The sequence below is a fragment of the Streptomyces sp. NPDC059743 genome, assembly GCF_042732975.1.
GTDB lineage: Bacteria > Actinomycetota > Actinomycetes > Streptomycetales > Streptomycetaceae > Streptomyces.
Genome location: NZ_JBHWGS010000006.1, coordinates 359,534 through 374,910, shown reverse-complemented (window position 1 = coordinate 374,910; position 15,377 = coordinate 359,534). Strand labels below are relative to the sequence as shown.

Here is a 15,377-nt window from a genome sequence, read left to right as displayed (position 1 = left end):
CTGGAACCCGCTCACCTCATAGTCAATTGCGTAATTCTCATGGTCATACCCAAGCTGCGCTTATGAATGGGCTCCGGCCTGCGACGACTGTGCTCCGGCGCCCGGAATCTCGCAGGAGCCGTCGGTGTCGCACACCGCGGCATCCGGCGCGGCGACGGCGACGGGCGTGATCACACGTCCCTGCCACGCCTGCTCCAGCGCCTGGGTGAACAGCTCGGCCGGCTGCCCGCCGGAGACGCCGTACCGCCGGTCGAGCACGAAGAACGGCACACCGTTCGCGCCCAGCTCGGCGGCCTCGCGCTCGTCGGCCCGTACGTCGTCGGCGTACGCGTCCGGATCGGCGAGGACCCGGCGCACCTCGGCCTCCACGAGCCCGGCCTCGACCGCGAGGGCCACCAGGGTCTCCTGGTCGTAGACGGAACGCTCCTCGGCGAAGTTGGCCCGGTACGCGAGATCCAGCAGCGCGTCCTGCCGGCCGTGGGCCTTGGCGAGATGGAGCACCCGGTGGATGTCGAACGTACTGCCGTGATCGCGCCCTTCGGTCCGGTAACCGAGCCCTTCGGACCGCGCGTTGGAGGCCACATGCTCCTCCATGGCCAGCGCCTCCTCACGGCTCCGCCCGAACTTCTCCGCCAGCATGTCGACCACCAGCCCGACATCGCCCTTGGCCCGCCCCGGATCCAACTCGAACGACCGGTGCACCACCTCGACCTCGTCCCGATGCGCAAAGGCGGCCAGCCCCTTCTCGAAGCGAGCCTTCCCGATGTAGCACCAGGGACAGGCGATGTCACTCCAGATCTCGACGCGCATATGTCCGCTTCTCTCCGGTTCCGTACCCAAACGAGCGAAGACCTCCTCCGCCTGTACGGGAACACCCCGGGCCCCGCGGCCCATTCCCGCCCCGGGGCACGGTCCCGGGCCTTGCGCCAGGCGTCAGTCGCGTACCGGGATCTCCGCGCGGCCGTCCACGCGGCGTGGTACGCCCGGTGGGTTGGCGTCGGTCAGTTCGGGTGGGAGCAGGGCGGGTGGTGTGGACTGGTAGGTCACCGGGCGCAGCCAGCGTTCGATCGCCGTCGCGCCGACCGAGGTGGAGGTGGAGGTGGTCGCCGGGTACGGGCCGCCGTGGTGCTGGGCCGGGGCCACGGCGACGCCGGTGGGCCAGCCGTTGACCAGGACGCGTCCGGCGAGCGGTGTCAGTTCGGCGAGCAGTTCGGCGGTCCCGGGCACGGTGCCCGCGCTCTCCGCCTCCGCGAGCTGGAGCGTGGCGGTGAGATTGCCGGGCAGCCGGGCGAGAACCGCGCTGATCTCGTCCGTCGAGCCGTACCGCGCGACCACCGTCACCGGACCGAAGCACTCCTCCAGCAGGAGGTCGTGCGGTCCGTCCTTGGTGAGCAGTTCGGCGGGCAGGGAGAGGAAGCCCGCGCTGACGGTGTGTTCGCCGCCCGCGCCCGGTGTGATCGGCGCGTCCACGTCCGGGAGCGCGGCCCGTTCACGTACGCCCGCGACAAAGGCGTCCCGCATCCGGTGGTCGAGCATCACACCGGGCTCGGTCTCGCTGACGGCGGCGGTGAGAGACGTGACGAGCCGGTCGCCGGCGGCGCCCGCCGGAGCCAGTACGAAGCCGGGCTTGGTGCAGAACTGCCCTTCGCCCAGCGTCATGGAGCCCGCCAGCCCGGCACCGATCTGCTCGGCGCGCTCGTCGGCCGCCGCCTCCGTGATCACCACCGGATTGAGGGAGCCCAGCTCGCCATGGAACGGGATGGGCACGGGCCGGGCCGCCGCCGCGTCGAAGAGGGCGCGCCCGCCGCGTACGGAACCGGTGAAGCCGGCCGCCGCGACCAGCGGGTGCTTGACCAGCTCGACGCCCGCCTCGAAGCCGTGCACCAGCGTCACGACATCCTCGGGAAGTCCCACCTGCGCCGCCGCCCTGCGCAGCACGGAGGCGCACAGCTCGGAGGTGCCGGGATGGTCGGGATGCGCCTTGACGACGACCGGGCAGCCGGCCGCGAGCGCGCTCGCGGTGTCACCGCCGGGCACGGAGAACGCGAGCGGGAAGTTGCTCGCGGAGTAGACGGCGACCACACCGAGCGGCACTTTCCAGCGGCGCAGATCGGGCCAGGGCGGCGTACGGCCGGGATCGGCGTGGTCGATCCGTACGTCGAGGAAGGCGCCTTCGTCGACGACCTCGGCGAAGGCCCGCAACTGGGCGGTGGTACGGGCGAGTTCACCGGTGAGCCGGACCGGTCCGAGCGCGGTCTCGGCGTCCGCCGCCTCGATGACATGCTCGCCGGAGGCGTCGAGCAGATCCGCCGCCGTACGGAGCAGGGCGGCGCGGACGGTACGGTCGGCGAGCGCGCCCCGGGCGGCGTACGCGCCTCGCACCGCGCGGTCGACCTCCTCGGCCGTGGCCTCGTGCGCGACCTGTTCACGTGGCTTCCCCGTTCGGGGGTCGACACTCCAGACTGGTGCTGCTGCCACCGCGGCTTCCTTCCCTGCCGACTGCCACCCATCGGAACTTGTTCGGTATTCTGAACACAGTTCTTGATAGTGAATCTGTGGGGACTCTATTTCCGCGCGTTCCGTGTGGTCAAGAGTGGTCCGGAAGGCGAAAAGGGGCGAGAGCGATGTCGGGTGCTTCGAGTGCGTCGGGTACTTCGGGTGCGTCGGGTACTTCGGGTGCGTCGAGTGCGCCAAATGCATCGGCTGCGGAGACCGGTGGAGCGGGCGGGGCACAGGTCAAGTCCGCCGTACGGACGGTGGAACTGCTCGAATACTTCGCGGGCCGCCCCGGCATGCACTCCCTCGCCGCCGTCCAGGAGGCGGTCGGCTACCCCAAGTCCAGCCTGTACATGCTGCTGCGCACCCTGGTGGAGCTGGGCTGGGTGGAGACGGACGCGACGGGCACGCGGTACGGCATCGGCGTACGGGCCCTGCTGGTCGGCACCTCGTACATCGACGGCGACGAGGTCGTGGCCGCCGCCCGGCCCACGCTGGACCGGCTCTCCGACGACACCACCGAGACCATCCACCTCGCGCGTCTCGACGGCACGAATGTCGTCTATCTCGCCACCCGCCAGTCACAGCACTATCTGCGGCCCTTCACCCGGGTCGGGCGCAGACTGCCCGCGCACTCGACCTCGCTCGGCAAGGCACTGCTCGCGACGCACAGCGACGAGCAGGTGCGCAAGATGCTGCCGGAGACCATGCCGGCGCTGACCGAGCACACCATCACCGATCGCGAGAAGCTCATCGAGGAGCTGCACACCGTACGTGAGCAGGGCTTCGCCGTGGACCGCGAGGAGAACACCCTCGGGCTGCGCTGCTTCGGCATCGCGATCCCGTACCGGACACCGGCGCGCGACGCGATCAGCTGCTCGGTGCCGGTGGCGCGGCTCACTCCCGGGCATGAGCAGATGATCAAGGACGCGCTGTTCGACGCCCGCGACCGGCTCACGCTCGCGACCCGGCGGCTCTGAGCGGCTCTGAACCGAGGGCGCCCATCCGAGCCCCTGCGCCCCTGGGCCTCTGCGCCCCTGGCCTCCTCTCAGCGTTCCTGAAGAGTTCCTGAGAAGCCCGGCCCCCGGGAACGACCGCCGCCGGCCCGCTCGTCCCTCGTACGGGACTACGTACGGGACGAAAATGAACAGAACGATCAGACACACGGCGGTCGTCTGTCTGCTGATGGTGCTCGCCCTGCTGGTACGGGCGACCTGGGTGCAGGCGTACGAGGCCAAGGCCCTCGCCGACGACAAGCACAACAGGCGCCAGATCATCGCGCAGTACGCACAGCCGCTGGGCGACATCGTCGTGGCCGGTTCAGCCGTCACGGGCTCCAGGAAGACGGACAGCGGCGATCTGGCGTACGAGCGCACGTACACCGACGGCACGCTCTACGCGCCCGTGACCGGCTACAGCTCGCAGGCGTACGGCTCCACCCAGCTCGAAGGCATCTACTCCGATGTGCTCGACGGGACGGACAGCCGGCTGAAGAATCCGCTCGACGCGATCCTGGGCAAGCAGACCGCGCCGGGCGATGTCCTGACGACGGTCGAGCCCGCCGTACAGGAGGCCGGCTACCGCGCGCTCGGGAACAAGAAGGGCGCGGCGGTCGCCATCGATCCGGTGACCGGCCGGGTGCTCGCGGTGGTCAGCACTCCGTCGTACGACCCGACGAGGATCAGCGGAACGACGGACGGCGACGCCTGGAGCTCGCTGACCGGCGACCCGGACAAGCCGATGGTCAACCGCGCGCTGCGGCAGCCGCTGCCGCCCGGCTCGACCTTCAAGCTGGTGGTCGCGGCGGCGGCGCTGGAGGACGGGCTGTACGGCTCGGTCGACGAACCGACCGACAGCCCCGATCCGTACACACTGCCCACCACGACCACCGTCCTGCGGAACGAGAACAGCTCGGCGCCGTGCGAGAACGCCACCATCCGTACCGCCCTCGCGTACTCCTGCAACACCGTCTTCGCGAAGATGGCCGACGAGCTCGGCCAGGAGAAGGTGCGCGCCATGGCGGAGAAGTTCGGTTTCAACGACACCACCCAGGATGTGCCGGTGCGGGCCTCGGAGAGTGTCTATCCGTCCGGCATGGACCGGGCGCAGACGGCGCTGACGGGCATCGGCCAGTTCGATGTGACCGCGACTCCGCTCCAGATGGCCATGGTCTCGGCGGCCCTGGCCAACGACGGGATGCTGGCGGCGCCGCACATGGTGTCGAAGGTGGTGGACGCGAGCGGTGACACCTTGCGGTCGTACCGGGACGGCGACACGACCAGGATCGTCTCCTCGTCCACGGCCGAGCAGTTGCGCAGCGCGATGGTGACGGTGGTCGAGGACGGTACGGGAACGAACGCCAGGATCGACGGCGCCGAGGTGGGCGGCAAGACGGGCACGGCGCAGCACGGCGTGGACAACAGCCGTACGCCGTACGCCTGGTTCACCTCGTACGCGAAGGACCAGGCCACCGGCAAGGAGGTGGCGGTCTCGGTGGTGGTCGAGGACTCGGGCGCGGCGCGCTCGGAGGTCAGCGGCAACGGTCTGGCCGCTCCGATCGCACAGAAGATGATGACGGCGGCCCTGAAGTGACCTCCCGCCGGTGACCTCTCGGGTGACCTCTCGCCAGCGGCCTCCCACCCGGCGACCTCTCGCCCGATCCCCCACTGGCTCGCCGCCAGGGGGGATCAGGCGAGGGAATCACGTGCGGGAATCACCTGAGGCCAAGAGCTCTTACGCGCTCTGCGCCGCCGCCTCCTCCGCCGTGATACGCGGCCTGGCGACGGCCATCCGCTGGGCGGTCCGTCCCGCCGGAGCGGACGCCGGATCCGCCGGGCGCCGGGTGTGCCAGTCCGTCACGGCCTGGTACGCGGCGGCGACCTCCAGCAGCCGGTCCTCCTCGTACGGCTGGCCGCCGATGATCACACCGGCCGGAATCCCCGAGGTGAAGCCCACCGGGAAGGCGATCTCCGGCAGCCCGAGGATGTCGAACGGCACGGGCCCGGTCTGGAGCAGCACATCGCAGCGGGCCATGACACCGTCGAGCACCTCGCGCAGCAGATGGTTCTTGGCGCGCTGCGCCGTGATCCACTCGTCGCCGGAGAGCATCAGTCCCTGGAGCCAGCTCAGCAGGGAGACACCGAACTTGGCCGGGTCCTCACGCAGCCAGTACCGGAACGGCTCGGTCCGCTCGGACAGCCGCGCGTCGTTGAACGTACCGGTCAGCAGCGACCAGTCGGCCGGATAGGCGATATCGACCAGCGTCACACCGGAGATGGAGTCCAGTTTGTCGAGGAACGCCCTGCGCACCTCGGTGGCGGAGTTGAGGAAGTCCGCGGGCACACCGATCTTGGTGGCCCGGCGCAGCTTCACCTTGCCACGGGAGACCACCGGAGTCGCGGCCCGTACAAGATCGGGGACGGCGGGCAGGCCGAGCGTGCGCGGATCGTGCGGATCGGGGCCCGCCATCACCGCGAGCATCAGCGCCGCGTCCATCGCGTCGCGCGCCAGCGGTCCCGGATGGTCACGGGTGTACGAGAGCGGGATCACGCCATAGGCGGAGACCCGGCCCATGGTCGGCTTGAGCCCGGTGAGATTCTGCCGGTTGGAGGGCTGGACGATGGATCCGCCCGTCTGCGTACCGATGGAGGACGAGGCCAGCCGCCCGGCGACGGCACAGGCGGGACCGGTGGAGGAGCCGCCGGGATCGGTGGCCGGATTCTCCGGCGTCCAGGCGTTGACGGTGGTGACGGTCCCGTTCGGAGTGGTCGCGCGCGTGGTGGCGAGCGGGCCCATCTGTCCCTTGCCCAGCACGATGCCGCCCGCGGAGGTGAGCCGTGCGACCGCGGTGGCGTCGTAGTCGGGGACGAAGTCCTCGAAGATGAACGAGTTGCAGCGCGTCGGCACTCCGCGCGTGTAGTAGTTGTCCTTGATGCAGAGCGGAACTCCGCTCAGGACGCCGCCCTTTCCGCCGCTCCGGTCTGCCTTGCGCGCGGCGGCGAGCGCGCTCTCGCCGGTCACCTCGGCGTACGCCTGATAGGTGGAGTCATAGGTCGCGATACGGTCGAGATACGCCTCGACCAGCGTGGTGGACGTCAGCTTGCGGCGGCTCATCAGGACGGCGGCCTCGGCGAGCGTCGCCTCGGTGGGATCGCGGCGGGCCGCGTCGCGCACCTCGATGTCGGGAAGGTACGGCTTACGGCCGGACGAGCCCGCCGAGCCGGAGGAACCCGTGAAAGACGACGTGTGTGCGGCGGCCGGAGTCGCGAGGGCGGTCCCGCTGATGACGGCGCCCGTCACCGCGGCCGAACTGGCGATGAAGGCACGGCGGTTGACGGCGCGGCTCATCGTGCGTCCGCCTTTCCGGTCCAGGCCTCGGTGATCGAGGGATAGATCAGCGGCGGCGAGGCCTGCTGGGCGTAGGCGGCGGCCGGCGTACCGGTCACCGGCGGCGCCCAGCCCGCGATGGCGACGGGCCCTCCGGTCACGAAGGAGCGCAGTGAGCGCAGGGCCTGGTCACGGGTGGGGACACCGGTCTCGGGGTCCGGCTGCGCGGGCAGCAGATCGAGGTCGACGCCGGCCAGGGCGAGTCTGGTCCGTATGTACGCGTCCAACTGCTCCTGAGTGGGCGGCTGAGGCTGGCTCAAAAGAACCTCCGGGGATGTGCATGCCGTGCGGGGGGTGCGGGCGTGACTCCATCAGCCGTCGATGACTGCCCCATTGAGCACATGCTTCATGGGTGTTACATCGAACGCACCCCCCACAGCCGCCACACGGGCCACGACCTGGCACTACGCCTCTCGCCACACCTGGCACTACGTCACATTGAGCAGCTGCTCGACGGGATCGATCGCGAAGTAGACCAGGAACAGCGCCGCCGTTCCCCAGAGCAGCCAGTGCACCTCACGCGCCTTGCCCAGCACTGTCTTGATCAGGACGTACGCGAGGAAGCCGGCGCCGATGCCGTTGGTGATGGAGTACGTGAAGGGCATCACGGCGATCGTCAGGAAGGCCGGGATCGCGATCTCGTACTTCTCCCAGTCGATGTGCCGCACCTGCGTCATCAGCAGGAAGCCCACCACGACCAGCGCCGGGGCCGCCGCCTGCGCGGGCACCACCAGGGCGAGCGGCGCGAGGAAGAGGGAGAGCCCGAAGAGGGCGCCGGTGACGAGGGAGGCGAAGCCGGTACGGGCGCCCTCGCCGACGCCCGCCGCCGATTCGATGTACGAGGTGTTGGAGGAGGCGGAGGCCGCGCCGCCCGCCACCGCCGCCGCGCCGTCGATCAGCAGGACGCGCCCGAGATGAGGCACCTTGCCGTTCTCGTCCAGGAGTCCGGCCTCGGAGGAGACACCGACGACCGTGCCCATGGTGTCGAAGAAGTCGCTGAGCAGAAGCGTGAAGACGAGCAGGACGAGCGTGATCACACCGATCTGCTCGAAGGCGCCGAAGAGGCTGAAGGAGCCGACGAGCCCGAAGTCGGGTGCGGCAACGATGTCGTCGGGCACGGACGGCGCGGTCAGTCCCCAGGCGGTGGGCGCGATATCGGCGATCTCGTTGATGACGACGGCCACGACGGTCGTCAGGACGATACCGATGAGGATCGCGCCCTTCACCTTCCGCGCCACCAGCGCGACCGTCAGCAGCACACCGAGGCAGAAGACCAGGACGGGCCAGCCGGAGAGCTGTCCCGAGGCGCCGAGCTGCACCGGTACGGAACCGGTCTCGCCGGGGATACGGGTGACGAAGCCCGCGTCGATGAAGCCGATGAAGGCGATGAAGAGACCGATCCCGACGCTGATGGCCTGCTTGAGCGAGTGCGGGATGGCGTGCATGACCGCCTCGCGCAGTCCGGTCAGGACCAGTGCGCAGATCACCAGCCCTTCCAGGACGATCAGTCCCATCGCGTCGGGCCAGCTCATCAGCGGTGCGAGCTGGAAGGCGACGACGGCGTTGAGTCCGAGGCCGGCGGCGATGGCGAGCGGCAGATTGCCGCCGAGGCCCATGACCGCCGTCATCACGGCGGCCACCAGCGCGGTGGCGGTGACGAGTTGGGGCCCGGAGAGATGCGCACCGAACTTGTCCTCGGCGCCGCCGAGGATGATCGGGTTGAGTACGAGGATGTAGGCCATCGTGAAGAAGGTGGCGAAGCCGCCGCGTACCTCGCGTCCATAGGTCGAACCGCGCTCGCTGATCTTGAAGTAGCGGTCCACGGCGTTGCGTCGCTGCCCGGCGGCGCTCTCCGGTGTTTCCGGTGACTGCGGGGTCCGGTCCACGGTCTGGCCTGACATGAGGCTCCTTTTGCCGACGACGGTCGCGGGGGGGTAGAGGGATTGTGCTCCTGTCAGGGACAGTTCAGGTTTTCACCGTGTTAACGACCTCGCTCCGGCACGCGGAACGGGTGCGCGCGACAGGTACGCGCGACAGGCCCGCGCGGCACAGGTCTGAGGCCCTTCGTGCGCGGAAGTAGGGCGATTGCCCAATGCGGCCACCCGGTACTCAGCCGCCACTCTGACGCCCGTATCCGCAGTCAGTGAAGGGACAGGACATTGGGTGTGGGCGTGGGAGGCGTACTGCGGGACCGCGACGCCAGGCTGTATCTGTCCGGTGTGGTGGTGTCCGGTTTCGGTACGTCCGCGATGTGGCTGGTGGCGGGCATCTGGACCAAGTCGCTGACCGGCTCGGACAGTCTGGCCGCGCTCACCGTCTTCGCGATGTGGGCACCGACGCTGGTGGGACCGCTGCTCGGGACGGTCGCCGACCGGATGCGTCGCCGACCGCTGCTGATCGGCTGCAATCTCGCCATGGCGGTCCTGCTGCCGCTCCTGCTCGCCGTCGACTCGGCGGACCGTATCTGGCTGCTCTACTCCGTGCTGGTCGTATACGGGGCCGCCGGCGTCGTCCAGGACGCCGCGGAGACGGCGCTGGTCGCCACGGCCGTCGACAAGCGGCTGCTGGGCGACTTCAACGGGCTGCGGATGACGGCCAACGAGGGCATGAAGCTGCTCGCGCCGCTCGCGGGAGCCGGTCTCTACGCCCGCTTCGGCGGCGCGCCCGTCGCCCTGCTGGACGCGGTGACCTTCGCGCTGGCCGCCGGGTGCTTCGCGCTGATGCGCGTACGGGAGGAGCCGCCGGCGCCGCACCGCGCGGAAGGGCGGCTGTCGGGCACCGCCGAGGGCTTCCGACGGCTGCGCGCGACTCCCGCCGTACGTCCGCTCGTGTTCGGCGCCGCGGTCACGATGCTGCTCGCCGGGATCAACGGCGCGGCAATCTACGCGGTCGTGGACCGGACCATCGGCCACTCCCCCGCGTACGCCGGAGTGCTGTACGCGGTGCAGGGCGCCGGCTCCGTGGCCGTCGGTCTCCTGGCGGGACCGCTGCTGCGCAGGCTGCCGGAGCGGGTGTTCGCGGCGGCGGGCGTGGCGCTGTTCGCGCTGTCGGTCGGAGCGCGGGCGCTGCCGTACGACACTGTGGCGCTGGCGAGCGCGGCGGGTGTCGGACTCGGGCTGCCGTGTGTGCTGATCGCCGCGCTGACGGCGGTGCAGCGGGAGATTCCCGATCGGGTGCTGGGCCGGACGGCGGCGAGCGCCAACACCCTGATCTACGTGCCGAACGCGGTGGCGCTGGCGCTCGGCGCGGGCCTGATCGCGTTCGTCGATCTCGCCGTCCTGCTGCCGGTGACCGGCGTGGCGGGCCTGCTCACCGCGCTCGCCCTGGCCCGGAGCGGGCCCGCGCCACGACCGGCACCTCCGGCGCGACCGGGCTCAGCCGAGCCGCGACCAGGCTCAGCCGAGCTGTGACAGTCCGGCCGCGACCGCCGTGAGATCCGCGTCGGAGGCCAGTCCCGCGTGGTAGAGCCGCAGTTCGGTCGCGCCCAGTTCCCTCGCCCGTACGGCGTCCTCGGCGAGCGTCGCCGGGCTGCCGCCCATCCCGCTGACGACATTGAAGTTGGCGGCGACCACCGGGGACACAGCGGACGCGGTGCGATGCTCCGCGAACGGAGGCACCACGCTCCCGGCCGCACCACCGGAACAGGGCAGGACGACGCCGTCCGCGACACCAAGGATGTGTGCCGGCTCCACACCGGCATTGGCACCGGTGTGGTACGGCACCGGATCGGCGTGCAGCAGCACCTGGAACCCGGGCCCGGCCGCCGCCCGTACCGACGCGACCACCGACTCCTGGACCGTACGGGCGATCCCGCCGCGCCAGTCGAAGGTGACGGCGGCGAGATCCGCGCCGAGCAGCTTCTCGACTCCGGACCAGCCGGCCTCGGCGGAGCCGCCGGCCCAGCCGGGCTCCAGCGCGCGCCGTACGGCGGCGGCCAGTTCGTCCGGATCCGCGCCGAGGCCCGCGTATCCCTCCCGGCAGACCGAGCAGAAGCAGAGCGACATCAGATACTGGGCCGCGTCTCCGAGGCCGACGCCCGCGATCTTGTCGTGGGCGTGCAGATGGGCGAGTCCGTACCAGCCGCAGGACTCCAGCTCGGTGCCGCGCGCGCCGGGCCGTACGGCGGCCTCCGCCGCCAGCTCGGCCAGATACGCGGCGACGGCGGGCCGTGCGATACAGGGCGCCCAGGGATAGCGGTCGCCGTAGGCGTTCACCACGGAGGTGGTGGGATATTCGGCGCCGAGGCGGGAGCTGTGCGCGAGGATCACCCAGGTGTGGACATCGAGCCCGGCGTCCACGAGCGCCGCCGCTGCCTCGCCGTGCGCGTCGCCGGGCGCCCAGTCGCCCGCCGGATACGGGCGCAGCTCATGGCCCGCCCAGCGCGCGGCGTCCGGCGGATAGAGGACGGCGGCGTGTTCGGCGGTGACGACACGGTGGCGCGGATGACGGGGAGTCAGGGCGCGGGTGGAGTGGTAGGCGGAGGCGAGAGTGACCTGCTGGACGCCGAGGTCCGCGATCCTGGTCGGCGCGTCCGGATCGCCCACCACGTCCCAGGGATAGAGAAAGACGGAGGTCCTCACCGGCCCGTCTCCGTGCCGTCCGCGACGCCGTACGCCGGGCCGTCCACCGAGCCGTCCGCGACGCCGTTTACCGGGCCGTCCTCGGTGCCGTCGGGAAGCAGGGCCCTGCCGCGTTCGATCAGGACCGCGAGCGCCTTGAGATGGTCGGGAAGCGGCTCGCTCAGCGGCGGCCGTACCTCGCCCACGTCCAGCCCGCCGAGCCGTACACCCGCCTTGACGAGCGAGACGGCATAGCCACGGCCGAGATTGCGCAGCTCGACCAGCGGCGCGTAGAAGCCGTCGAGCAGCCGCTCGACGGTCGTGTCGTCGCCGGTGGCCAGGGCGCGGTGGAAGGCGAGCGCGATATCGGGCGCGAAGGCGAAGACGGCGGAGGAGTAGAGCGTGATCCCGATACCGCGGTAGGCAAGACCGGTGAGTTCGGCGGTGGGCAGACCGTTGAAGAAGAGGAACTCGCGGCCGGGCAGCTCGGTCCGTACGGCGCTGACGATGCGCTGCATCAGATCGAGGTCGCCGTATCCGTCCTTGAGGCCGATGATGCCGTCCACGGCGGCGAGCCGGACGACGGTCGCCGGAGTGAAGATGGCGTTGTCGCGCTGGTAGACGATGGTTTCCAGGGAGGTGGCGGCGGCCAGGGCGGTGAAGTGGCGCACCAGCCCTTCCTGGTCGGCGACGACCAGATAGGGCGGCATCGCGAGCAGTCCGTCCGCGCCCTCCTCCTTGGCGATGCGCGCGTACCGGATCGCGAGCGCCGTACCGTATCCGGTCGCCGCCACGACCGGCACCCGGCCGCCGGTCACCTCGACGGCCGCGGCGAGACAGGCGCGGAACTCCTCCGGAGTGAGGGCGTGGAACTCACCGGTGCCGCAGCACGCGAAGACCGCGGCGGCTCCGGCGTCGACGCCCGCTCCGACATGCGCGCGGAAGGCGTCGAGGTCGAGGGCGCCGTCGGGCCCGTACGCGGTGACGGGGAAGAACAGCGGCCCGGCCACGCGGGTGAGGCGTGCGGCGAGCGGGGCTGAGGTCACGAGCGCTCCCTTGGCCATGCAGCGAGCGGCGACCGCTCGTGCACAATTCTGATCGATGTCCATATCCCTGAACAACGCCACGCTAGGGCAGCCTCGCGGCGCGGGTCAAGACGAGAAACCGCAACTCAGAGACATATTCACCGCGCTCACGCCACACTTGACGCTGCCGCCGCCCACTCCTTAGCGTGTCCACGCATGTGAATGATGTCTACGGATCTGAGCTTCCGCCGAGGAGATTTCCCGATGCCCGCACCGCGTACCGTTCTGCTCACCGGCGCCGCCGGCGGCCTCGGCACCCTGATGCGGGGCCTGCTGCCCGCGTACGGCTATGAACTGCGGCTCTTCGACGTCCATCCCGTCGAGGGCGAGCCCGCCGCCATCACCGCCGATCTCGCGGACACGGACGCGCTGCGCGAGGCCGTCCGGGGCGTGGACGCGATCATCCATCTCGCGGGCATCTCGCTGGAGTCCACCTTCGACAAGATCCTGCGCGCCAACATCCAGGGCACGTACAACCTCTACGAGGCGGCCCGCGCGGAAGGTGTCGCGCGTACGGTCTTCGCCTCCAGCAACCACGCCGTGGGCTTCACTCCGCGCCCTCAGGGCGACGATCCGCTGATCCCGGTCGACACGCCGCGCCGCCCGGACACCTACTACGGGCTGTCCAAATGCTTCGGCGAGGATCTCGCCCAGCTCTACTGGGATCTGCACGGGCTGGAGACCGTCTCCGTACGGATCGGCTCCTGCTTCGCCGAGCCCAGCACCGTCCGGATGCTCTCCGTCTGGCTGAGCCCCGAGGACTGCGGCCGTCTCTTCCACTCCGCGCTCACCGCCGAGGACGTCGGCCACACCGTCGTATACGGTTCCTCCGCCAACACCCGGCTGTGGTGGGACCTGACGAGCGCGCGGGCGCTGGGATACGAGCCTCAGGACGACTCGGAGCAGTACGCGGAGAAGCTCCTCGCGGCCCAGGGACCGCTCGATCCGGCCAGACCGGACCACGCGTACCTGGGCGGCCAGTTCATCACCGACCCGCCGCGCTGGCCGCACTGACGCGAATGGCGCGCGAATGGCGTAGGTAAGGGAACGGTAAAGCGGGGTCGTTCGTTACGCCAGGCATGACAGCTATGACCCCCGGCTCGAACATCCCTCTTCCCACCACCCATGTGGCGGTGGACGTCGCCGCTCCCGTGCGGCTCGACGTATCGGGCCTGCTGCTCACCGCCGACGGCAAGGTGCGCTCGGACGACGACTTCATCTTCTACAACCAGCCGGCGGGCCCGGGCGTGACCTACCGCTCGGGCGGCGGCTCGGCGCCGGACGCGATCGTCGTCGACACCACCGCCGTCCCGCCGGGCATCGAGAAGATCGTCGTCACCGCGAGCCCGGACGCCGACGGACAGAGCTTCCAGGGCATCGAGCCCACCGCGACGATCCGCGACGCCGCCACGGGCGGCGCGCTGGCCACGTTCACGCCGCCGCGGCTGGGCAGCGAGACGGCCCTGGTGATCGTGGAGATCTATCTGCGGAACGGCGCCTGGAAGGCGCGTGCGGTGGGCCAGGGGTACGCCAATGGACTGGCCGGGATCGCGACCGACTTCGGTGTCTCGGTCGAGGAGCCCGCCCCGGCTCCCGTCGCGGTCCCGGTCCCCGCACCCGCGCAGGCGGCGCCGCCCGCGCAGGCCGCCCAGGCCGCGCCGCCCGCTCCGGCCGCGCCGCCGGGACCGCCCGCCGCCGCGCCCGGCAGCGGCAAGATCAATCTGGACAAGGGCCGCGTCAGCCTCCAGAAGAACCAGACGGTGTCGCTGGTCAAGGGCGGCCGTCCGCTGCTCAGCCAGGTCAAGATGGGCCTCGGCTGGGAGCCCGCGTACCGCGGCAAGGACATCGATCTCGATGCCTCGGTGATCGCCTACGGTCCGAACCGCAACCATCTCGACAGCTGCTACTTCGGCAAGCTCTCCATCCTCAATGGCTCGATCAAGCACTCCGGTGACAATCTCACCGGAGAGGGCGCGGGCGACGACGAGGTGATCGTGGTCGATCTCGGCCGGCTGCCCGCCGATGCGACGGGACTGGTCTTCACCGTCAATTCCTTCTCGGGCCAGAAGTTCACCGAGGTCGCCAAGGCGTACTGCCGGCTGATCGACGCGGCCTCCGGCGAGGAGCTGGTCCGCTTCGATCTCACGACGGCCGAGCCGCAGACGGGTGTGATGATGGCGAAACTGATCAAGCAGTTCTCGGGCGAGTGGGAGATGACCGGTCTCGGGGAGTTTGTGAAGTCCCGCACGGTCCGCGGCATGGTCAAGCCCGCCGCGAAGGTCCTCTGAGGATCTGAGCATCGGGGAGGCCGGCAGCCGGGCATCGGCGGGACAGGCGTCCGCCGGACATGCCTACGGGCCGCCACGGGGTCCCGTCAGGACCCGCGGCGGCCCGGGGGCGCGGCGTACAGGCTCCGCCTCAGAGCTTGGTCAGCTTGGCGAAGGGGCTCAGGATCCTCCCCTGTCGCCCCGAGAAATCGATGAGCACGGCGTGTTCGCCCTCGACTCCGATGACTCTGCCCAGTCCGAACTGGTCATGTGAGACACGGTCTCCCACATCGAACTGCTCGGGCGGAGGTGAGGCCGGGGCCTGGCGGTTGAAGGGACTGGACGGCAGGTGGCGCCGGGATCCGGCTGACTTTGTCATTACTTGGAAGTATGCGCCCAAGGAGCCCCGGCGCGCCATGCCCGACAGCCGACGGACCACCGGATCACTCCTTCCGGGAGCCCGCCGAAACCTTGCCAGGACCGGACAGGGAGCCCGCCGGGACCGTACCGAAATGCCTCCGGAACGGTCCCGGAATGCCGTACGGGCCGCCGTACGAGCCGCCGTACGGACCGGCTCCAGCAGG

General features: G+C 70.4%; 13 protein-coding genes. 5 read left to right on the top strand and 8 right to left on the bottom strand.

Annotated features, from left to right (window positions below; translation table 11 throughout):
• Positions 1-60: 60 nt before the first annotated feature.
• Both ACFV6H_RS14210 and ACFV6H_RS14205 read right to left on the bottom strand, forming a co-directional pair.
• Positions 61-810: a DsbA family oxidoreductase gene (locus tag ACFV6H_RS14210; RefSeq protein WP_385541475.1), complete on the bottom strand. Its 750-nt coding sequence runs from the start codon at positions 808-810 to the stop codon at positions 61-63.
• A 123-nt stretch (positions 811-933) separates the two neighbouring features.
• Positions 934-2,478: an aldehyde dehydrogenase (NADP(+)) gene (locus tag ACFV6H_RS14205; protein WP_384986924.1), complete on the bottom strand. Its 1,545-nt coding sequence runs from the start codon at positions 2,476-2,478 to the stop codon at positions 934-936.
• Positions 2,479-2,624: 146 nt separating this feature from the next.
• Here ACFV6H_RS14205 and ACFV6H_RS14200 point away from each other — a divergent pair, with 146 nt between their 5' ends.
• On the top strand, positions 2,625-3,476 hold the full coding sequence (locus ACFV6H_RS14200; protein ID WP_384986923.1) for an IclR family transcriptional regulator: 852 nt from the start codon (positions 2,625-2,627) through the stop codon (positions 3,474-3,476).
• Between the two features lie 163 nt (positions 3,477-3,639).
• Entirely contained in the window at positions 3,640-5,088 is a 1,449-nt protein-coding gene (locus ACFV6H_RS14195; RefSeq protein WP_385541472.1) for a peptidoglycan D,D-transpeptidase FtsI family protein, read from the top strand.
• 141 nt (positions 5,089-5,229) lie between these two features.
• On the opposite strand, the gene ACFV6H_RS14190 is transcribed toward ACFV6H_RS14195, so the two are convergent.
• The 3 genes from ACFV6H_RS14190 to ACFV6H_RS14180 all read right to left on the bottom strand — a co-directional run bounded on the left by ACFV6H_RS14190 (position 5,230) and on the right by ACFV6H_RS14180 (position 8,783).
• Entirely contained in the window at positions 5,230-6,843 is a 1,614-nt protein-coding gene (locus ACFV6H_RS14190) for an amidase (RefSeq protein ID WP_385541470.1), read from the bottom strand.
• The gene (locus ACFV6H_RS14185) at positions 6,840-7,142 is read right to left on the bottom strand and encodes a hypothetical protein (RefSeq protein WP_093603584.1); all 303 of its coding nucleotides are present in this window, start codon (positions 7,140-7,142) and stop codon (positions 6,840-6,842) included. Before ACFV6H_RS14185 ends, ACFV6H_RS14190 begins: the two co-directional genes overlap by 4 nt.
• 168 nt (positions 7,143-7,310) lie before the next feature.
• Complete coding sequence (locus ACFV6H_RS14180; RefSeq protein ID WP_385541468.1) at positions 7,311-8,783, bottom strand: NCS2 family permease; 1,473 nt, start codon at positions 8,781-8,783, stop codon at positions 7,311-7,313.
• A gap of 270 nt (positions 8,784-9,053) precedes the next feature.
• Here ACFV6H_RS14180 and ACFV6H_RS14175 point away from each other — a divergent pair, with 270 nt between their 5' ends.
• Entirely contained in the window at positions 9,054-10,292 is a 1,239-nt protein-coding gene (locus ACFV6H_RS14175) for an MFS transporter (RefSeq protein WP_385541633.1), read from the top strand.
• Here ACFV6H_RS14175 and ACFV6H_RS14170 read toward each other — a convergent pair.
• On the bottom strand, positions 10,278-11,462 hold the full coding sequence (locus ACFV6H_RS14170) for a hypothetical protein (RefSeq protein WP_385541465.1): 1,185 nt from the start codon (positions 11,460-11,462) through the stop codon (positions 10,278-10,280). The two genes, ACFV6H_RS14175 and ACFV6H_RS14170, sit on opposite strands and share 15 nt — an antisense overlap.
• Positions 11,459-12,487, bottom strand: a complete 1,029-nt coding sequence (locus tag ACFV6H_RS14165) for a 5-dehydro-4-deoxyglucarate dehydratase (RefSeq protein ID WP_385541463.1) — start codon at positions 12,485-12,487, stop codon at positions 11,459-11,461. Before ACFV6H_RS14165 ends, ACFV6H_RS14170 begins: the two co-directional genes overlap by 4 nt.
• 243 nt (positions 12,488-12,730) lie before the next feature.
• On the opposite strand from ACFV6H_RS14165, the gene ACFV6H_RS14160 reads away from it, so the two are divergent.
• Positions 12,731-13,540: an NAD-dependent epimerase/dehydratase family protein gene (locus ACFV6H_RS14160; RefSeq protein ID WP_385541461.1), complete on the top strand. Its 810-nt coding sequence runs from the start codon at positions 12,731-12,733 to the stop codon at positions 13,538-13,540.
• Positions 13,541-13,605: 65 nt separating this feature from the next.
• Complete coding sequence (locus tag ACFV6H_RS14155) at positions 13,606-14,814, top strand: TerD family protein (protein WP_384986909.1); 1,209 nt, start codon at positions 13,606-13,608, stop codon at positions 14,812-14,814.
• A gap of 130 nt (positions 14,815-14,944) precedes the next feature.
• On the opposite strand, the gene ACFV6H_RS14150 is transcribed toward ACFV6H_RS14155, so the two are convergent.
• Positions 14,945-15,172: a hypothetical protein gene (locus tag ACFV6H_RS14150; protein WP_078490871.1), complete on the bottom strand. Its 228-nt coding sequence runs from the start codon at positions 15,170-15,172 to the stop codon at positions 14,945-14,947.
• Between the last annotated feature and the right edge of the window lie 205 nt (positions 15,173-15,377).

What these genes read in the sequence shown, in the direction of transcription:
- ACFV6H_RS14160 (WP_385541461.1), top strand. Translation starts at nt 12,731, where the DNA reads ATGCCCGCACCGCGTACCGTTCTGCTCACCGGCGCCGCCGGCGGCCTC.
- ACFV6H_RS14190 (WP_385541470.1), bottom strand. Translation starts at nt 6,843, where the DNA reads ATGAGCCGCGCCGTCAACCGCCGTGCCTTCATCGCCAGTTCGGCCGCG.
- ACFV6H_RS14210 (WP_385541475.1), bottom strand. Translation starts at nt 810, where the DNA reads ATGCGCGTCGAGATCTGGAGTGACATCGCCTGTCCCTGGTGCTACATC.
- ACFV6H_RS14155 (WP_384986909.1), top strand. Translation starts at nt 13,606, where the DNA reads ATGACAGCTATGACCCCCGGCTCGAACATCCCTCTTCCCACCACCCAT.
- ACFV6H_RS14150 (WP_078490871.1), bottom strand. Translation starts at nt 15,172, where the DNA reads ATGACAAAGTCAGCCGGATCCCGGCGCCACCTGCCGTCCAGTCCCTTC.
- ACFV6H_RS14195 (WP_385541472.1), top strand. Translation starts at nt 3,640, where the DNA reads ATGAACAGAACGATCAGACACACGGCGGTCGTCTGTCTGCTGATGGTG.
- ACFV6H_RS14180 (WP_385541468.1), bottom strand. Translation starts at nt 8,783, where the DNA reads ATGTCAGGCCAGACCGTGGACCGGACCCCGCAGTCACCGGAAACACCG.
- ACFV6H_RS14200 (WP_384986923.1), top strand. Translation starts at nt 2,625, where the DNA reads ATGTCGGGTGCTTCGAGTGCGTCGGGTACTTCGGGTGCGTCGGGTACT.